Consider the following 18,767-nt stretch of genomic DNA (forward strand, 5'->3'; position numbering starts at 1 on the left):
CGTCGTGTTTAAGTATATATAGGTTAATATAAGCGCCAAAAATCTTAGAACATGGGGCCTGCGGGCTCCTGTGCGAGGTGGGACAAGCCATGAGCGAACCGTTGGATAACAGCGAAATCGAAAATATCAATATTGAAGAGAGTCTGCAGAGCAGCTACCTCGACTACTCCATGAGTGTCATCATCGGCCGTGCGCTCCCGGACGTACGCGACGGTCTCAAGCCGGTTCACCGCCGTATCCTCTACGCGATGGACAAACTCAATCTCTCCGCAGGGGCGAAATACAAGAAATCCGCCCGTATTGTCGGGGACGTTATCGGTCAGTACCATCCCCACGGTGATACGGCGGTTTACGATGCCCTGGTCCGGATGGCCCAACCCTTCTCCATGCGTATGACCCTGGTCGACGGCCAGGGGAACTTCGGTTCCATCGACGGCGACAACGCGGCGGCGATGCGTTATACCGAAGCGCGTATGACCAAATACGCCGGGGAGCTTCTCAAGGACCTCGACAAAGAGACCGTCAATATGATCGACAACTACGACGCGACGACCCAGGAGCCCGAAATCCTGCCGACCCGCGTCCCGAACCTGCTGATCAACGGTTCATCCGGTATCGCCGTCGGTATGGCCACCAACATCCCGCCGCACAACCCCAAAGAGGTCCTGTCGGCCCTCGTGCACCTTGTCGATAACCCCAAAGCGACCCTGCCGGACATCATGCACTACATCAAGGCTCCGGACTTCCCAACCGGCGGTACGATTTTCGGCAAAAAAGGGATCATCGACGCCTATGAAACCGGCCGCGGCCGCATCAAGGTCCGTGCGAAGACCCATATCGAGCAGACCCGCAAAAAAGAGATCATCGTCATCGATGAACTCCCCTACATGGTCAACAAGGCGCGCCTGATCGAAAGCATTGCCAACCTTGTGAAGGACAAGCAGATCGAGGGGATCAGCGAGATCCGCGACGAATCCGACCGCGAAGGTATCCGTGTCGTCATCGAGCTCAAACGCGACGCGATGAGCGAGATCGTCCTCAACAACCTTTTCAAATCGACCAATATGCAGACGACCTTCGGGATCATCATGCTCTCCATCCTCAACCAGGAACCGCGCGTTTTCCCGATCCTGGAGATGTTGAACCACTTTATCAACCACCGCAAAACGGTCATTATCCGCCGTACGATCTTCGACCTTGAAAAGGCTAAGGCGCGTGCGCACATTCTCGAAGGTCTGAAGAAGGCGCTGGACCACATCGATGCGATCATCAAGCTGATCCGCGCCAGCAAAGACACCGAAAGCGCCAAAGAGGGGCTTATTTCCGAGTTCGATTTCAGCCCGGTCCAGGCCCAGGCGATCCTCGATATGCGCCTGCAGAAGCTGACCGGGCTTGAGCGTGAAAAGATCGAGAACGAACTCAAAGAGCTGCTTGAACTCATCGAGTATCTCGAGAGCGTTCTGCGCAGCGAAGATGTGCTCCGCGGCATCATCAAAGAGGAGTTCAACGAGGTGATGGAGGTCTACGACGATCCGCGCCGTACGGACATCGAAGACGACTACGACGATATCGATATCGAGGACCTGATCCCGAACGAGCCGATGGTCGTTACCATCACCCACCGCGGCTACATCAAACGCGTGCCGCTGGTGAACTATGAGAAACAGCGCCGCGGCGGCAAAGGCAAGACCGCCGTCACGACTTACGAGGATGACTTCATCGAAAGCTTCTTCACCTGCAACACCCACGATACGCTGATGTTCGTCACCGACCGCGGGCAGCTGCACTGGCTGAAGGTCTACCGCATTCCGGAGGGCTCCCGTACCGCCAAAGGCAAAGCGGTCGTCAACCTGATCCAGCTCCAACCGGACGAAAAGATCCAGTCGATCATCCCGACGGAGGACTTCAGCGAGGAGAAATCCCTGGTCTTCTTTACCGAGAACGGTATCGTCAAGCGTACCAACCTCAGCGAATTCTCCAACATCCGCAGCAACGGGGTGCGCGCCATCGTCCTCGACGACGAGGATACGCTCATTACGGCGAAGATCGCCACGACGGAGACGAAGTACCTCTTCATCCTGACCAAGTACGCGCAGTGCATCAAGTTCGAGATCGACAAGACCCGCGATCAGGGCCGCAGTACCCGCGGGGTACGCGGTATCAAGTTCAAGCATGACGGCGACCGTGTCGTCGACGCGAACATCATCGACAGTGACGAGCAGGAGATCCTCACCGTCAGCGAGAAGGGGATCGGCAAGCGCACGACGGCGGGCGAATACCGCCTGACCAACCGCGCCGGCAGCGGGGTCATCGCCATGAAACTCAATGCCAAGACCGGCCAGCATGTCGTCGGTTGTGTGATCGTTAACGAAAATATGGACATGATGGCGCTGACCAAAGCCGGCAAGATGATCCGCGTCGATATGGAGAGCATCTCCAAATCGAGCCGTAATACGAGCGGCGTCTACATCGTCAAGGGCGATGATGTCGTCAGCATCTCCCGCTGTCCGAAAAAAGAGCCCGTGACCGACGAAGAGGATGACGGTGAAGAGGGCGGATCGGAGAGTGTCCAGATCGAGCCCGAACAGCAATCTTTTGATTTAGAATAATTTTACAAGGTAGTAAGCAGTAATGAAACAATACAACGTAGCCGTCGTCGGCGCCAGCGGTGCCGTCGGCGAAGAGATCCTGCGCATTTTTGAAGAGATCGATTTCCCCCTGGCCAAGCTCGTACCGATGGCCAGCAGCCGCAGTGCCGGCAATACCGTTGAATTTCGCGGGAATGAGCTCGTCATCAAGGAGCTGACGGAGACCGTCTTTGACGAAGAGGAGATCGAGATCGCCCTCTTCAGCGCCGGCGGTTCGGTTTCGGCGAAATTCGCCCCCTTCGCCGCCGCGGCCGGTGCCGTCGTCATCGACAACACCAGCCACTACCGGATGGACGAAGAGGTCCCTCTCGTCGTCCCGGAGGTCAATCCCGAAGATATCCGCGAGTGGAAGAAGAAAGGGATCATCGCCAATCCGAACTGTTCGACCATCCAGATGGTCCAGGCCCTCAAGCCCCTCGACGATGCCTTCGACCTACTCCGCGTCGACGTCAGTACCTACCAGGCGACCTCGGGCGCGGGCAAAGCGGCAATGGAAGAGCTTGTGCAGCAGATGCAGGACTTCTTCGCCTTCCGCCTGGACGAAAGCGAACACAACAAGTTCCCCCACCAGATCGCGCTGAACCTTATTCCGCAGATTGACGTCTTCACTGACAACGGCTATACGAAAGAGGAGATCAAAATGGTCAACGAGACCAAGAAGATCATGCACAAAGCCGTCGAACTGAGCGCTACCTGCGTCCGGGTCCCTGTGCTTCGCGGCCACTCCGAAGCGATCACGATGACCTTCGACGGCGCCCTCAGTGCCGCCGAAGCTCGCGAGGTCCTCTCCAAGGCGCCGAACATCGTCATCCAGGACGAACCCCAGGAGGGTGTCTACCCGATGCCGGCGGCCTGTATCGACCGCAACGAAACCTTTGTCGGGCGCATCAGAAGCGACCTCTACCGCGACAATATGCTCCACATGTGGGTCGTCGCGGACAACCTCCGCGTCGGTGCCGCGACCAATGCCGTGCGCATTGCGCAGAAATGGGTAGAGATGGGGGGTGCCGATGTTTGAGAAGATGTTTGAATCCGGTCTCTGGAACAGCCGCCTTTTCACTCTGTTCGCCGTTGTCTTTTCGCTGATCGGCGCCATCATCCTCTTCGTCGTCGCCAGCCTCGACATCTGGGGCGTCCTGGTACTGGTATGGGACGTTGTCGCGCACCACGCCCACCCCGAACACCTGCACGAAGACGTCGTGGCGAGCATCATCGGGGCCATCGACCTCTACCTCATTGCCATTGTGCTGCTGATCTTCAGCCTTGGGGTTTACGAGCTCTTCGTCTCCAAGATCGATGCGGCCGAAGACGAGGACGGCAAAAGCTCCTCGGTGCTTCAGATCCACTCCCTTGACCAGCTCAAAGACAAGATCGCCAAGGTCATCGTCATGGTCCTGGTCGTCAACTTCTTCCAGCGCGTGCTACACACCCAGTTCAACGGGGCGCTGGAGATGCTTTACTTTTCGGGGTCGATCCTGCTGCTCGCACTCGCCCTCTACTTTCTGCACAAAGGCGATCAGCCCCACTGATCGCCGGCAAAATCAATACCCATAGGAATATAAATGAGTAAAATCTTCGTCGATGCCTGCCTCGGAAAAGAGACACCGTATACCCCTGTCTGGATGATGCGCCAGGCCGGCCGCTACCTGCCCGAATACATGGAAGTCCGTGCCAAAGCGGGCAGTTTCCTCAACCTCTGCCACGACCCGGAAAAAGCGGCGGAAGTTACGCTCCAGCCCCTTGATATCGTCGGCGTCGACGCAGCGATCCTCTTTAGCGACATCCTCGTCATTCCCGACGAGATGGGAATGGACCTCTCCTTCGTCAAGGGTGAGGGTCCGAAGTTCAGCGACCCGATCGAAACGCAGGCGGACGTCGACCGCCTCATCGGCGGCGAGGAAGCAGCGGACAAGCTCACCTACGTTTACGACACGATCAAGCTGCTGCGTCAGCAGCTCGACGAGCGCAGCGACGAGAAAGCACTGATCGGCTTTACCGGTGCCCCCTGGACCCTGGCGACCTACATGATCGAAGGCCAGGGCACGAAGACCTACAACATCTGCAAGAAGATGATGTACTCCAACCCGGAACTGCTGCACAGCGTCCTCAAAAAAGTCACCGAGGTCGTCAAGTACTACATGGAGAAGCAGATCCAAAGCGGCGTTGACGTCGTGCAGATCTTCGACTCCTGGGCCGCGGCGATCGAACCGGGCAAATACGACGAGTTCTCCTGGCAGTACATGGTCGAGATCGCCGAGTATCTCAAAGAGAAGTATCCGCACGTGCCGGTCATCATGTTCCCCAAGGGGATCGCGGCCTTCATCGAGCGCGGCCTCGTCTACGGCAACTTTGATGTCATGGGCATCGACTGGGGTACCCCGATGGCCCTGGCCAAGGAGAAGCTCGGCGACAAGTACGTCCTGCAGGGCAATATGGAGCCGTGCCGCCTTTACTCCAAGGAGGCCACGACAGCCTGCATCGAAGTGATCCAGAAGACGATGGGCGGCAAACGCCATATCTTCAACCTCGGCCACGGCATCCTGCCCGACGTTCCCGTCGAAAACGCCATCCACTTCGTCAACGAGTGCCACCGCGTCAGCACCAAAGCCTGACGCCTAAGAAGCAGGAGCAAGGGATGAGTGCGATCTTCGGCCCGGTCAACTCCCGCCGTTTCGGTACCTCCCTCGGTATCGACCTCTCCCCCGGTCTCAAACAGTGTAACTTCGACTGTCTCTACTGCGAGCTTGCCCCCGCTGCGCCTGTCACCGTACAGACTCAGCGCAGCGGTGTCGACGAGATCATCGCCGAACTGCGAAGCGCCCTGGCCGAACATCCCGGCATCGACGACATCACTGTCACCGCCAACGGCGAACCGACCCTCTACCCCGACCTGGCTACACTGGTAGACCGTATTGACGCCGTCAAAGGTAATACGAAGACCCTCATTCTGACCAACAGTGCTACCCTCACCGACCCGAAGACCTTTGCCACCCTGCTCAAGTTCGACCAGGTCAAGCTCTCCCTCGATGCGGTCACCCCGGAAGTCTTCCGCAAGATAGACCGCCCCGCCGAAGGGATCGAGATCGTTGCGCTCGTGGATGCCGTCAAAACATTCGCCACAGCGTACAAAGGTGACCTCTACCTGGAGATCCTCTTCGTCCACGGCCTCAATGACACGGACGAAGAGATCGCCGCGCTCAACAGCGTCCTGCACGACATCCCCTGCAAACGGGTCGATATCGGGACGATCGACCGCCCACCGGCGTACCCCGTACAGGGGCTTAGCTACGGCGAGCTGCACGAGGTCGCCTCCAAATTCGACCCCGACCTCCCGATCCACATCGCCTCGCGCACCCATGCCGAATCGTGCCAGGGACGCTACAGCGATGATGCGATCCTCAACACCCTCGACAAACGGCCGCTGAGCATGGAGGACATCGCCCTGCTCTTTGATGACGAGAGCCGGGAGCGGTTCCACTCCCTCGTTGAAACGGGACGTATCGTCGCCGAAGACAGCTCGGGAATCACCTTCTACATGCCCGCCAAAAACCTTCACCGTAAACGCGCCAAAAATCCTTGACTTTTCAGGGAGTTTTCCTTATAATTTCGGCCTCTTAACGATTCCGGATTAGCTCAGCGGTAGAGTAGGTGACTGTTAATCACTTGGTCACTGGTTCGAATCCAGTATCCGGAGCCATTTTCTTCGACGCTTTTTCCTTTACTCTTCGTTGTCAACAAGCTCATGTACATGAGTACACTTCACTTGTCTCCGCCTCGATTAAAGAAAAAATCGTCTTCGAAAATTTGCTTATCCAAAAAAACATGCATTTAGCATCTTTTTTATCGGTATATCGTTGTCGACAAGTTCATGTACAGCAGTACACTTCGCCTATCTGCCTCGATTAAAAAAAAATTGCCTGTAAAAGACTTATCGCTTCAGAACCTTTACCCTTCGTAGCTGCGGGCGATGCGCTGAAAATCCTCCGAACGCTCCATCAGCTCTGCGAAGCTTCCCGCGTCCGTGATCTCACCCGCCTTGAAGAAGTAGAGCCTGTCGGCGTGTTCGACAGTGGTGAGGCGGTGGGCGATCATGATGGTGATCTTGTCTTTCGTATAGGACGCCAGCGCCTTCTGAATGCGGAGTTCGCTCTCGTTGTCCAGTGCGCTGGTCGCCTCGTCGAGGATCAGTACGGAAGCGTTCTTGTAGATCGCCCGCGCGATGGCGATGCGCTGGCGCTGGCCGCCTGAGAGGTTCGCACCCCCCTCTTCCATCAGCGTATGGATCCCCTCCGGCAATCCCTGGGCAAAATCATAGGCATCGGCCAGCTTCAGCGCCTCGATGACCCTCGCTTCGTCCAGTTCCAGACCGTAGGCGACGTTTTCGGCGAGGCTGTCCTGCATGACGTAGACGCGCTGGGAGACGACGGCCATCTGCTTGAGCAGAGAACGGTGGTCATACTCCCGCACGTCCCTGCCGTTGATGCGCAGCTCTCCCTCTGATGGATCGTAAAAGCGGAGCAGGAGATTGACCAACGAACTCTTCCCGCCCCCGCTGTCGCCGACGAGGGCGATCTGCTCGGAAGGGTGGATGGAGAGCGACACATCCCGCAATGCGTGTGTCTCTCCATAATCGAGCGCGACATGACTGAATCCGATCTCCCGGATCGGTTCCTCCAGAAGCGCACTCCCCTCTTCTATCATGCTTTCGCGGTCGAGGACGCTGAAGATCCGCTCGCTGGCGGCGATGGCATTCTGGATCTTCCCGTAGATAGAGCTGACGCGCCGCAGCGGCTGAAAAGTGAGCCCCACGGCCGTCAGGAACGCCGTAAACTCCCCGACGGTCATCTGGTTGTTAAAGACCTGCTGCCCCGCGATAAAGATGACGGCGGCCAGGCCTGTGGCGCCCAGGACCTCCATCATCGGCGAGACGATCTCGTTCGTATAGACCGCTTTCATATTCAGCTTGAAGAACTTGTTGTTCTCCGCATCGAAGCGTCCCATCTCGTAGGCTTCGGTGCCGTTGGCCTTGATGATCTCCGCGTTGTTGAAGACCTCGGTCAGGCGCGTGACGACGTCGGCATTCTTCTCCTGCGACCGGTGCGAGAGGCGGCGCAGGCGCTTGGCAATGAGAATCAGCGGATAGATCGCCAGCGGCAGCACGACCAGTGAATAGAAGGCCAGTTCGGCGTTGAGGTAGATGACGTAGACGATCAGGCCGAGTGCCGTCAGAGACTCCCGGACCAGTTCGGGCAGCATGTTGGAGACAAAGTACTGCACCCGGTTAATATCGTTGGTGATGCGGCTGATCAGCTCCCCGCTTCGGTTGGCGTGCAGGAAGGCCATATCCAGATGCAGCATATGGTCGAGCAGCTGCGAACGCAGCCGGGTAATGATATGCTGGCCGATATAGTTCATAAAGACGGCCTGCAGGTAGCGCCCGACCGATTTGACGACGTAGATGCCGATCATCATCAAGGGGATGTAGTAGAGCATCTGCGGGTCTTTCTCGATGAACATCTTGTCCATCAGCGGCTGCATGATCTGCGCCGTCGCCACGGTGGCAAGTACCGTCATGATGATCCCGATGAGGACGATGAAGTAGTAGCCTTTATACCCCTTGATGTACGGCCAGAACCGCCTAAAAGTCTGTTTCATTCACTCCCCTTTTCCCATACGGGTTTCGCCTGTTCATGCGCCTGCCGCACCAGGTACTCGGTCACCGCCAGCGCGGCGTTGTACTTCTGCTCGCAGGCACGCTGCTGCGCATTGGCGGCATGGCCGGTTTTGAACGCTCCCCCCGCCGAGACGATGACCCCCGCGTCGTTATAGCCGCAGTGCAGCGCCGCAGGATCGTAGAGGTCCTCCCCGACGGCTATATAGGCCGTGTTGGAAAGGGTACGGCCGTAAAGCGTCGGGAAGAGGTCATTATGCGATGCGCTGACGTTGCGGTCGAACGGTTCGGTCTTCAAATACGGCGGCAGGTAGAGGTAGAACGGTACCTGCTTGCCTTCCTGTGGGGGGTTATCGTAATGCATGATCCCCTCGATGGTGTTGTTATCCGCGGTGATCGCAACGACAGTCCGTTCCCCCAGATCGGAGGCTTTGACCCCATCCATGAAACGCCCGGCCATATCGAGGGCGTACTGGTAATCCTGCAGCCGCCGGTGCGCCAGCTCCATATCCCCGGTAATGTGCGCCTGCAGTGCTTCCGTGAACTGCAGCGGCTTGGAGTCGTAGCTTTTGGAGAGGACATAGGGGGGATGGTTGTTCGTCGTCAGAATGTAGACGAACTGCGGCTTTTCCGCCTGCTCCAGCTTGTGCAGCACGAAGTCGTAGGTATACCGGTCGTAGACGCCGTAATCATGCTCCTCCGCCCCGGGATAGAGGCGTTCAATATCGCTTTTTCCTTCGACATGGTCAAACCCCTGCTCTTTGAAAAAACTGCCGACGTTGCGCCACGAAAGGTCCCCGCCATAGACGAAATTCGTCTCGTACCCCGCCTTTTTGTAGACCCGCGCCGCCGCCTGGGGGAAAGCGGTACGCTGGTAACGGCTCTGCCCGTAGGCGATACTGCCCGGGCGGGCGACGACGTTGAGCAAGAACGGTTCCATCGACGCGATCGTCCCGTTGCCGCCGGAGATGAAATCGGTAAAGAGGATATCCTCGTCAAAGTGCCGCTTGAGCCGGCGCAGGATGTCGAACGTAGGGCTTTGGTACTGCAGGATCGGCGCCCCGAAACTCTCCACCATGACAACGACGACATGGGGCGGTTTCGCCGCTGCCGCTTCATTTTGCTGCGTCGTACGCACGAGGTTCGACGCGAGATCGGCCGTATTGATCCGGTCCCGACCGAGATAGTCCCTAAAGGCTTGCGGCACTCTGCCTTTGTAACCGCTGCGCTTGATCAGATCGTAACCGCCGTTTTTATCCTTCAGATACTGTTTGAGCGCTTTTTCGAAGGCAAAAACGCCGCTGCGCGGGATGGCGTTCACAAAAACGTCCGTCGAAACCTCCGGGACATCCTTGAGCAGGGGAAAAAGCCCGAGGCTGCCCCGCGCACCCACCCCGACCAGCAGCAGCAGCACAAGATAGACGGCTGCCGTTTTCATCGAACCGGTCTTGGCAACGGAAGGACGGAGCTCACGGAAGAATCGGCCGACGAGCCAGACCAGCGCAAGGGTGTAAATGAGGATCAGCCCTGTGATCAGGGTGACATTGTAGTTTTTGAGCCCGATCTGCACGAGGGCCCAGGTATCGTCGTCGAAGAAGCCGAAGAGCATTATTGTGATGTGTTCGCCGAAATAGGAGTAGAACCCGAAATCGATCCCGACCAGGGCACTTACGATCAGGTAGACGGCGGTGAAGTATCCGCGAAAAAGCCGCGGCAGCCACGGCAGCGGTACGACATTGCGGGCCAGGTGGTTCAGGATGATCACCAGCAGCGGCAGTGCCATGAGGTAGCAGACAAGCACCAGGTCGATCCGCAGCCCCAGGAAGAACGCTTCCGCCAACTCCCGGCCGGGGAAGGAAGCCTTCGAAGGCGAAAACTGCCAAAAGAAAAGCAGACGGGAAAGGGAGAGCAGCAGCAGGAAAATCAGCTGGAGTTTCACCGTCTGCCGCAGCAGACCGAAATAGTATTGCGCCGGCGAGTATGTCACGCGTCTATGCCCTTTTTAAGGCGTATTATACAGTGTTGGCCCCCTCTGGTATACTTTCACAAAAAAGTGACACCATGACATCGCAGCATCTTGCCCTCTTTTTCAAAGCCAATCTGCTTCTGACCGGTCTGCTCTCACTGGCTTTTGCCCTCTTCAACAGCCACTACACCCCCTCTGCCCTGCTCTTCACCGCGGCGGCCCTGCTCTCGACGGCGGCGACGCTTTACCTGATCTACTGGCTGCTTCTGCGCGCTTTTTTCCGCCTGACCCGTCTGGCGGTGGTGCTGCTTCTGCTGCTGTTCTTTCTCACCGATCTCCTGCTCATGACCGACTTTGCCATCTACCGCATCTGGAACTTCCATATCAACGGCATGGTGCTCAATATCCTCTTTTCGCCGGCCGCCTACGACAGCCTGCAGATGACGGGCCAGGCCGTCGTGATCGTCTTCATCGTCATTGCCGTCCTGGCGGCGCTGCTGCTCCTTGGACTGAAACGGATCGCCCGGATTCCTGCCCAGAAGGCATTGCGGGTCAACCGCCGGCTGAACCGCAGCCTCGTGCCCCTGCTCTTCCTCGTCATCGTCGGCGAAAAGCTGACCTACGCCGTCGCCAACCTTCACCTGGACGGCAACATCCTCGAACGCACGAAGGTCGTCCCCCTCTACCAGCCGCTGCTGATGGACGACCTGCTCATCGGCACTTTCGGCATGAAAAAAGCCCAAAACGACGGGATCAGCGTCAATATCAAAAAGATCACCAACATCCGCTACCCGCTGCACCCCATCAGCGTCACCCATCCCAAAACGCCCAACATCTTCATCTTCGGCGTCGACGCCCTCCGCCCCGATATCGTCAACGACGACAACATGCCGAACATGGCCGCGTTCAAACGCGAGGCCGTCGATTTCGAGCGCCACTACAGCGGCGGGAACAATACCCGTTTCGGTTTCTTCTCGATCTTCTACGGCATCAACTCCAGCTACTGGTTCGGCTTCCTCAATGCCAAAAAGGGGCCGGTACTCTTCGAGACCCTCAAGAAACTGGGCTACCAGATCAGCATCGACTCCAGCGTCAACACGGCGTGGCCGGAGTTCCGGCAGACGATCTTTTTCGACGTCCAGGACGAAATCAAGGATGACTACAACGGCACCAAGACCGAGAACGACCTGGCGACCGTCACCTATTTCGACGACTGGCTCGGAAAACAGGAAATGGACAAACCCATGTTCGCCTTCGTCTGGCTCGATTCGGTCCACAGCCGCGCCTACGACGACGCTTTCCGGAAATACACCCCCGACCAGGTCAGCAGCCAGTACCTGACGGCGACCGCCGAGGAGAGAACGGAGCTCTTCAACATGTACAAAAACGCCGCCTACGAAGTCGACGACCGCTTCGCGCGCTTCATTGCCGCCCTCAAAGCAAAGGGGCTCTACGACGACGCCGTCATCATCGTCCTCTCCGACCACGGGCAGGAGTTCTTCGAACACGACCACTACGGGCACAACTCCGCCTATGACCGCGAACAGGTCGGTACGCCGCTGTATATCCGCATCCCGGGCACGGCACCGAAAAAGGTGACCCGTCTCACCTCGCACCTCGATATCGCCCCGACGCTGATGGCGATGCTGGGAGCGGACAACCCTACAAGCGACTACGCCCACGGCTACGACCTCTTCGCCCCGGACTATAACCGCGAATGCGCCTTCGTGGGGAACTGGAATGAAAACGCCATTATCTGCGGAAAAGAGACCTTCGTCATCTCCGACGTCATCTCCAAAGCCTTCAACAACGAGATACGGGATACAGAGACCTACAAAAAGATCAAACTGAACGATAAAAAAAGGATGAATGAAATCCTGATCAAAAGTCTGGAGGAGAACCGGCAGTTCAGCCGGTAATACGCGGGACTGGAGGTCTAGTCACCGTAGAAGGATGTGACGACGTCGATGACGCGCTGACGCGTCGCCTCGCCCATCCCGTAATAGAGCGGCAGGCGGACAAGACGCTCGCTCTCGACGGTCGTAAAGCGGTCTTCGCCGTGGAAACGGCTGAACCGTTTACCCGCCGGCGATGCATGCAGCGGGATGTAGTGGAATACAGCCAGTATCTCTTCCGTTTTGCAGTGCTCCAAGAAAGCGGTACGCTCCTCGAACGAAGTGCACTTTAAGTAGAACATATGGGCATTGTGCTCGCAGTGTGCCGGTATCGCCGGCAGGTCGATACCCTTTTTTTCCAGTGCGGCAAACGCGTCGTAATAGTGACGCCAGCTTGCCAGACGATCCGCATTGACGGCATCGGCCGACTCCAGCTGCGCATAGAGATAGGCCGCGTTGATGTCCGCCGGAAGGTACGATGAACCGATATCGACCCAGGTGTACTTGTCCACCATCCCCCGAAAGAACTGGCTGCGGTTTGTCCCCTTCTCCCGGATGACCTCCGCCCGCTCAGCGAAACGCTCGTCGTTGATGATCAGCAGTCCGCCCTCGCCGCCGGCGGTGTAGTTCTTCGTCTCGTGGAAACTATAGGTTCCGATGTGCCCGATGGTACCCAGCGCACGCCCCTTATAGGTCGCCTGCATCCCCTGCGCGGCATCCTCGATGACGTAGAGGCCGTGGCGTTCAGCGATCGCCATGATCGTATCCATCTCGCAGCCGACGCCGGCATAGTGGACCGGCACGATCGCCTTCGTTTTGTCGGTGATCGCCGCTTCGATCTTCGTCTCGTCGATATTGAGCGTATCGGGACGGACATCGACGAAAACGATCTTTGCCCCTCTCAGGACAAACGCGTTGGCCGTCGACACGAAGGTGTAACTCGGCATGATCACCTCATCGCCCGGCTGGATCTCTATCAGCATGGCCGCCATCTCCAGGGCATGGGTGCATGACGTCGTCAAGAGCGCTTTGGCACACCCGAGCTCCCGCTCGAACCATTCGTGGCACTTCTTCGTGAACAGGCCGTCACCGGATATCTTCCCGCTCCGAACCGCTTCGAGCATATAGGCATCTTCTTTGCCGGTGTACGCCGGTACATTAAAAAAAATCATGAGGGTCTGTCCACCTTTTCAAATCGGGATCGAAACTGTTTCAGGGGCAATACGCTTTCACCCGTTTTGCTCTTTCGGGCATCGAGGATCCTGAGCAATCCCCGCTTGCAAACAACGACCGGGTACCCCTCCGCGTAAAAGACCACTTTGCCGATATGGCTGTCGCGGTCCTCAATCGTCACATCGGAGCACACTTCGACGCTGACCAGCGTGATCATCTCACCGTTCAGCGACAGCTTGGCACCATCGTACGGCGAACCGAGGGCGTCCACTTCGCGTTTGATGCGTTCGGCGTCTTTATGCAGGTCAATACAGTAATCTTCCGCATCCCGCCAGAGGCTGTAGGTGGCTTCCGACTCCCTTTGCGGCGTCCCCGCAACCCCTTTGCCGCCGATAATGGCCGCACTGATGGTGTTAACCAGCTTGGAATAGAGCGGCGCAACCTTTTCAATCGCCTGCTGGATGGTCATAGGATAAACGATATCGATCGCTTCCTGAGCGACGATATCCCCTTTGTCATACTCGTCTGCGGCGAATATGGCCGTGACGCCGAGACGCTCTTCCCCGTTGATCAGGGCGTTGACGAGCGGCGCGAACCCCCGGTATGCCGGCAGAAGAGAGTCATGGAAGATGATCAGGTTCGCCGAGGAAGGCAGCAGCCAGCGCCAGCCGATCGTAAACGCATAGGTCTCCGCCGCTCTTGCCGGCTCTTCACCGCGTGTAAAAAATGCGATGCCGTGTGTAGCGCAGAGTTGCCGGATCCTGTCAAAATAATCCGTCTCCATCTGTGCATCCCTCGCCGAACAGACATAGGTGATCTTCTCTGTGCCGTATACTTCGACAAAGTTTTGAAGGGTGACATACCCTTTTTCCGTCATAAGGTAAAAGACGATCATCGCTGTTCGCTTTCCTGAAAAATCTCTGCCCACTGCGTTTGCAAGACGGCATCCGAGAAAAGCGTTTGGATGCGTTGGCAGTTCGCTGCTTCTGTCTCAGCGGGCAACCGCTCAATCGAAAGCGGACCGCAGCTGTCAAACAGCCGCACCCCTTTCTCCTCGAAAAGCCCCCACGTGGAGATGTCGCTGCGCAGATAGACTTTCTTGCCAAGGCCAAGCAGCGTGATGATGTTTCCCATTGCCTGCTGCCGTTTATGGTTGAACACCGCGATGTCAATCTCGGCAAGGGAGTTCAGGTACTCTTCATAGGGGAGAAACGTCATCAACGGCTGGAACTTGTCGCCGAACCACGCTTTTCCCGTCGCCGCCACCTTCTTTGCATGCTGTTTGCTTCCGTACGAAAGCGGACAGATGATTTTGATCTTTTCATCGGCATAGGGGCGGAGCTTCTGCAAAATCTCCAGATGGTTGTTCGTGGGGTTCGCCGAATTCCCGACCTGGATACAGACCTCCTCTTTCGCCGTTTCGGGAAGCGGGATCGCCTTGTAGGTATTGCTTTGGTACATCAGACATTCATGATAGCTGCCCTCGGCGCCGTACCAGCGCCTCGCAAGCTCGTAATCGCCGCGAATGTAGGTGATGAGACCCGCAATGCGCTTGATCACCTGACGCTTCTTATACAGATAAAATTGCCGCTTGAGCTTCTTTTTCTTGGCGGGGTAGTCATAGAGGTCTCCCCCCCATACGACCCAATACGCTTTGGTGCAGAACCGCAGGTTGTAAAAGAAAAAGTCGATGATCCCGCGGATCAGCAGACTGTGGATGATCACCTTTTCCGCCTGTTCAAAATAGGGCTTCAGCTGCTTGACGGCCGAGAAATAGCGCAAAGGGCTGTTCATACTCTTGATAACGATCACATTGGGATGATCCGGTACCGGGTGCTTCTCCTGCGACACGCCCCCCAGGATGATGAACAGATGTTCATCGGGGTTGAAATGGGTGTGGATGAAGGTGATGAAAGAGGCGATGAACTTCTCGTTCTTCATGATGTGCAGGTACTTCATGCCGACGTCTCTTCCTCTGCTTCATTCTCCTGCATCTCGATCAGGATCATGTATTTCATATAGGTGTTGAACCCGGAGATGATGGAGACGGTCCAGCCGGGCATGCCGTGGAACATCCCCCCTTTGACGACCAGCTTTTTGAAGAACGTCAGTCCGCCGTGCAGGAACGGGTCGTACCATCGGGCCCGCTTCCCCTTCGCGTGCAGCATACGCGCACCGCGGGCGGCAAACTTTTCGATGTTGTTGATCATCTGCCCGTAGCTCTTATAGGAGTAGTGCAGCAGGTCCGCGTCAAGTTCCTTGACCTTCTCCGCCTCGACTTTCGCATGGCCGATCGCCTGCGTGAACCCGGCGCTGTTGCGGTTGTAGAGCCGCACGAGCCGGTCCGGATACCACAGCTTGATGAAGTGTCTTCCGATAAAACTCTTCCGGCGGAAGGCGTAGGCGTCATACCCGCTGTTCGCCAGGTCAAGGCCGGCGATCGCTTCGACCGCATTTGCGTCAAGCCGCTCATCGGCATCGAGGCTCAAGATCCAGTCGTTCGCCGCCAGCGGTGCGCCGAATGCTTTTTGCGGTCCGTCCCCGAGGTAGGGCTGGACGACGACCTTGGCCCCGAGGGATTCGGCGATCTCCCTCGTTTTGTCCGTGCTTTGCGAATCGACGACGAGGACCTCATCGCAGACGGCCTGAACGGAACGGATCGCATCCGCTATGTTCTCCTCTTCATTCAGTGTAATGATATTTGCTGTAATTTTCTGCTTCATTCAATCCGTTCTTCGTTAATTAGGTAGTGCTTTTTTATAGGCGACGGGGATACCCGCGTAGATGCCCGCATGCTCCAGCGGACGGTTGACGACCCCTTTGGCCGCGACGACGCTGTTCGCCGGAAGCACGCTCCCTTTGAGCACATTGACGTCGTTCGCCAACCAGCACCCCTCTCCGATCTCAACGCTGCCCAGCGTATAGTCGCTTTTCGAGACCTTCCCGCCGGCAAGCCTGTGATCGTGGTCGTAGATCTTGACGCTCTCCCCGAAAAGGCAGTCCGCCCCGATACAAATCGCGTCGCGGCAGACGATCGTGCAGTTGCGGTTGAAGAAACACCCCTCGCCGATACGGAGCGAAGCGTTTTTGCGGACGCCGATCAGCGTGCCCGACTTCAGGGTGATGTCGCCCTCAATCGTCAGGGTCGCCCCCCTGGCGACTTCGATCGTAAAAAAACCGTTTGCGTGTATGCGCCCCATAAGCTTCACCCTCTTGGAATAGAAGAGCTTGAGATAATATGAATAAATAAATGTGTAGAGCCGTGCAATCGATTTCAATCGGTGTCCCAGTCTTGTATAGTGATAGCTAATTTTATCAGATTACCGGCCCAACAATCCTTGCGCAGGCCCTTGTGCGTTGTGAAAACATTCGGATTCAATATTCTTTTCCCCCCCGGTTGTTATAATGCTGCCCATCGTCCGTTATTTCCATCGCGGCCCCGCTGTGACGCAAGTCAGAAGCACATCACCATTCCACTCACCTACAAAAGGGTTGCCGTTGTCTGTCAGCTATACGATCCATCCCGACTATGCCGAGTTTGAAGCAGAACTGCTCTCGGTCGAAGCGCAATTCTCCTCCTCGGATGAGAGCATCCACAAAGCGCGCAACGAACTGCGGATCGTCCCCATGCACGGTATCAAGACCGTCATCAAGGCCTTCAAGGTCCCCCACCTGCTCAACCGTTTCGTCTACGCCTATCTGCGCGATTCGAAGGCGAAAAAGTCCTACAACAATGGCGTCCGGCTTCTGGAACTGGGCGTGCCGACCCCCCAGCCCATCGGCTACATCGAGTTCTTCCGGGGCGGACTCTTCGCGCAGAGCTATTTCATCTCCACATACGAGCCCTACGACTTCACCATCCGCGAAGTGCTGCACCACCGTGTCGGCGACGTTGAGGCCATTCTGAAGGCCTTCACCGCATTTACCCATATGCTGCATCAAAAAGGGGTTTGGCACGAGGACTATTCGCCGGGCAATATCCTTATACGGAAGACGGCGGAGGGGTACGGTTTCATGCTCGTCGATATCAACCGGATGCAGTTCCGTCCGATCCCGCCGGCGGAGGGGATCAAGAACTTCGGTAAACTCTGGGCCAAGGCGCCCGAACGCGCCCTGATCGCCCGGGAGTACGCACGGCTCAGCGGGATGGATGAAGCCGCGACTCTGCAGGCCATTGAGAGCTGCACCCGCAAAACCGAGGCCGCCGTCGCCCTGAAAAAGCGGCTCCGGGGCAAAAAGAAAAAAGCCTCCTAGATCCCCAGGGCGGCCAGACGCGGCCGCTTCAGACGCCATGCCGGCCGTGACCTTCTGCGCGGATGCGGCGTGCCCGCTTCCAACTGTCCCGAACGCTCGAAATATTTCTCCATCACCGACAGGGATACGACCGCTTCGCGTTCCGCATCCCGGAAGCGTGCGACGTGGCGGTGGGCATTGGCAATGATCGCCTTCGCCTCCTCCGGATGGGCGCTGTAGTAGGCGATCTTCTCCTCCAGATCGGAGTAGTCGTCTTTGAGCAGCACATAGTGGTAATCGGGGATGAGGGTCCCCTCCATAAACCAGGTCTCGTACTTCGGGCGGGCCATCAGCGCCAGGGAGTTGGAGGACATGATCCATTTGAGGTTCGACGCGACGTCGTTTCCTTCGATGGAGATGACGAACTTGTACCGTAGCTGTTCTTTGAGCGTCATCCGTCCCTTCTGCCACGGCACCTCTGTCTCGAACTTCGTATTCGTCTGCCCGATATCGCAGCGCGGATGGTTGTAAAAGCGCTTGACAAAAGCCCTACGGTGTTTACCGTACGCCTTCCCCCGCCAGACGGCCATGTTTTTTTTCGCCTCGAAGGGAAGCGCATCGTTCACAAAGACGAAATGGCGCACTTTATTGAGATTCATCAGGACAGAGTTGCGGTTGTCCCCGGCGATGGGACGGCTCTTGACCAGCGTCGGCTGCGGCGGCACATGGGTGATGTCGCCGAAGAGGTAGGCGCTGCGGCACTCGGGACGGAAATAGCGCCACCAGCCGTAAAGGTCGAAAAAGTAGGTCTTTTTTTTCACCTTTCTGAAGGCGTCCAGCGACTGGGCTTCACTGCCGAGACGAAACGCGGCATCGCACCGGTTGTAATAGTGCAGTCTCTCTTGCACCTCCCTGTCCGTTTTCCCTTTCTCCAGCAGCGCGTCCCGGCGCGGCCGGAAAAGCACCCCCGGCAGCGGGTAAGCGAGCACGTTTTGAAGATAATAGGTAAACTTGCTGTTCCTGTCCACGTCGATCCGCAGATAGCGGGAGTTCCACATCGCCATGCACCCTTCGGCCCCGGCGCGGGGCATCGTGATTTTTGGCAATGTTACAGTACCATACGGCATCCTTCCGACACGAACCGGTTACTGTTCGGATACGTCGGAAAAGCGCCGACGAGA

Annotated in this window: 15 protein-coding genes and 1 tRNA gene; 8 read left to right on the forward strand and 8 right to left on the reverse strand. The window is 57.1% G+C overall.

From position 1 onward, the window contains the following. Positions 1-89: 89 nt before the first annotated feature. The 6 genes from gyrA to WCY31_RS10995 all read left to right on the forward strand — a co-directional run bounded on the left by gyrA (position 90) and on the right by WCY31_RS10995 (position 6,345). Positions 90-2,609 (forward strand): DNA gyrase subunit A, encoded by a 2,520-nt coding sequence (gene gyrA / locus WCY31_RS10970; RefSeq protein ID WP_345969844.1) that lies wholly within the window; start codon positions 90-92, stop codon positions 2,607-2,609. Between the two features lie 22 nt (positions 2,610-2,631). Next, positions 2,632-3,666, forward strand: coding sequence for an aspartate-semialdehyde dehydrogenase (locus WCY31_RS10975; RefSeq protein WP_345969845.1), 1,035 nt, complete (start codon positions 2,632-2,634; stop codon positions 3,664-3,666). Then, complete coding sequence (locus WCY31_RS10980) at positions 3,659-4,177, forward strand: YqhA family protein (protein WP_345969846.1); 519 nt, start codon at positions 3,659-3,661, stop codon at positions 4,175-4,177. The genes WCY31_RS10975 and WCY31_RS10980 overlap by 8 nt, the downstream gene beginning before the upstream one ends. Positions 4,178-4,210: 33 nt before the next feature. Continuing rightward, positions 4,211-5,260 (forward strand): uroporphyrinogen decarboxylase, encoded by a 1,050-nt coding sequence (gene hemE / locus WCY31_RS10985; RefSeq protein WP_345972401.1) that lies wholly within the window; start codon positions 4,211-4,213, stop codon positions 5,258-5,260. Positions 5,261-5,283: 23 nt separating this feature from the next. Beyond that, positions 5,284-6,228, forward strand: a complete 945-nt coding sequence (locus WCY31_RS10990) for a radical SAM protein (protein WP_345972403.1) — start codon at positions 5,284-5,286, stop codon at positions 6,226-6,228. A 42-nt stretch (positions 6,229-6,270) separates the two neighbouring features. Then, a tRNA-Asn gene (locus WCY31_RS10995) sits at positions 6,271-6,345 on the forward strand. Between the two features lie 248 nt (positions 6,346-6,593). Here the strand turns inward: WCY31_RS10995 and WCY31_RS11000 are convergent. Further along, a complete protein-coding gene (locus WCY31_RS11000) occupies positions 6,594-8,303 on the reverse strand; it encodes an ABC transporter ATP-binding protein (RefSeq protein WP_345972404.1) in 1,710 nt (569 codons plus the stop codon). Beyond that, complete coding sequence (locus WCY31_RS11005; RefSeq protein WP_345972405.1) at positions 8,300-10,306, reverse strand: LTA synthase family protein; 2,007 nt, start codon at positions 10,304-10,306, stop codon at positions 8,300-8,302. The genes WCY31_RS11000 and WCY31_RS11005 overlap by 4 nt, the downstream gene beginning before the upstream one ends. 74 nt (positions 10,307-10,380) lie before the next feature. Here WCY31_RS11005 and WCY31_RS11010 point away from each other — a divergent pair, with 74 nt between their 5' ends. After that, entirely contained in the window at positions 10,381-12,204 is a 1,824-nt protein-coding gene (locus WCY31_RS11010; RefSeq protein WP_345972407.1) for a sulfatase-like hydrolase/transferase, read from the forward strand. A gap of 17 nt (positions 12,205-12,221) precedes the next feature. On the opposite strand, the gene rffA is transcribed toward WCY31_RS11010, so the two are convergent. Genes rffA through WCY31_RS11035 form a run of 5 tightly spaced genes read right to left on the reverse strand, consistent with a single transcriptional unit; the run spans position 12,222 to position 16,553 of the window. Next, the gene (gene rffA, locus WCY31_RS11015) at positions 12,222-13,352 is read right to left on the reverse strand and encodes a dTDP-4-amino-4,6-dideoxygalactose transaminase (RefSeq protein ID WP_345972409.1); all 1,131 of its coding nucleotides are present in this window, start codon (positions 13,350-13,352) and stop codon (positions 12,222-12,224) included. After that, complete coding sequence (locus WCY31_RS11020; RefSeq protein WP_345972411.1) at positions 13,349-14,248, reverse strand: methionyl-tRNA formyltransferase; 900 nt, start codon at positions 14,246-14,248, stop codon at positions 13,349-13,351. The genes rffA and WCY31_RS11020 overlap by 4 nt, the downstream gene beginning before the upstream one ends. Then, on the reverse strand, positions 14,245-15,312 hold the full coding sequence (locus WCY31_RS11025; RefSeq protein ID WP_345972412.1) for a TDP-N-acetylfucosamine:lipid II N-acetylfucosaminyltransferase: 1,068 nt from the start codon (positions 15,310-15,312) through the stop codon (positions 14,245-14,247). Before WCY31_RS11025 ends, WCY31_RS11020 begins: the two co-directional genes overlap by 4 nt. Then, positions 15,309-16,076 carry a glycosyltransferase family 2 protein gene (locus WCY31_RS11030; RefSeq protein ID WP_345972413.1) on the reverse strand — a complete coding sequence of 256 codons (768 nt, stop codon included), beginning with the start codon at positions 16,074-16,076 and terminating at the stop codon, positions 15,309-15,311. The genes WCY31_RS11025 and WCY31_RS11030 overlap by 4 nt, the downstream gene beginning before the upstream one ends. Positions 16,077-16,091: 15 nt before the next feature. Beyond that, positions 16,092-16,553, reverse strand: coding sequence for an acyltransferase (locus tag WCY31_RS11035; protein ID WP_345969856.1), 462 nt, complete (start codon positions 16,551-16,553; stop codon positions 16,092-16,094). A gap of 298 nt (positions 16,554-16,851) precedes the next feature. Here WCY31_RS11035 and WCY31_RS11040 point away from each other — a divergent pair, with 298 nt between their 5' ends. Then, on the forward strand, positions 16,852-17,607 hold the full coding sequence (locus WCY31_RS11040) for a lipopolysaccharide kinase InaA family protein (RefSeq protein ID WP_345972414.1): 756 nt from the start codon (positions 16,852-16,854) through the stop codon (positions 17,605-17,607). Here WCY31_RS11040 and WCY31_RS11045 read toward each other — a convergent pair. Beyond that, on the reverse strand, positions 17,604-18,692 hold the full coding sequence (locus tag WCY31_RS11045; RefSeq protein WP_345972415.1) for a glycosyl transferase family 90: 1,089 nt from the start codon (positions 18,690-18,692) through the stop codon (positions 17,604-17,606). The two genes, WCY31_RS11040 and WCY31_RS11045, sit on opposite strands and share 4 nt — an antisense overlap. Positions 18,693-18,767: the final 75 nt, after the last annotated feature.

It is taken from the genome of Sulfurimonas sp. HSL3-1, assembly GCF_039645995.1.
GTDB classification, from domain to species: Bacteria; Campylobacterota; Campylobacteria; order Campylobacterales; family Sulfurimonadaceae; genus Thiomicrolovo; species Thiomicrolovo diazotrophicus.

Coding starts and splice junctions, on each gene's coding strand:
- WCY31_RS11035 (WP_345969856.1), bottom strand. CDS start 16,553: ATGGGGCGCATACACGCAAACGGTTTTTTTACGATCGAAGTCGCCAGG.
- WCY31_RS11000 (WP_345972404.1), bottom strand. CDS start 8,303: ATGAAACAGACTTTTAGGCGGTTCTGGCCGTACATCAAGGGGTATAAA.
- WCY31_RS10990 (WP_345972403.1), top strand. CDS start 5,284: ATGAGTGCGATCTTCGGCCCGGTCAACTCCCGCCGTTTCGGTACCTCC.
- gyrA (WP_345969844.1), top strand. CDS start 90: ATGAGCGAACCGTTGGATAACAGCGAAATCGAAAATATCAATATTGAA.
- hemE (WP_345972401.1), top strand. CDS start 4,211: ATGAGTAAAATCTTCGTCGATGCCTGCCTCGGAAAAGAGACACCGTAT.
- WCY31_RS11030 (WP_345972413.1), bottom strand. CDS start 16,076: ATGAAGCAGAAAATTACAGCAAATATCATTACACTGAATGAAGAGGAG.
- WCY31_RS10975 (WP_345969845.1), top strand. CDS start 2,632: ATGAAACAATACAACGTAGCCGTCGTCGGCGCCAGCGGTGCCGTCGGC.
- rffA (WP_345972409.1), bottom strand. CDS start 13,352: ATGATTTTTTTTAATGTACCGGCGTACACCGGCAAAGAAGATGCCTAT.
- WCY31_RS11025 (WP_345972412.1), bottom strand. CDS start 15,312: ATGAAGTACCTGCACATCATGAAGAACGAGAAGTTCATCGCCTCTTTC.
- WCY31_RS11020 (WP_345972411.1), bottom strand. CDS start 14,248: ATGATCGTCTTTTACCTTATGACGGAAAAAGGGTATGTCACCCTTCAA.
- WCY31_RS10980 (WP_345969846.1), top strand. CDS start 3,659: ATGTTTGAGAAGATGTTTGAATCCGGTCTCTGGAACAGCCGCCTTTTC.
- WCY31_RS11010 (WP_345972407.1), top strand. CDS start 10,381: ATGACATCGCAGCATCTTGCCCTCTTTTTCAAAGCCAATCTGCTTCTG.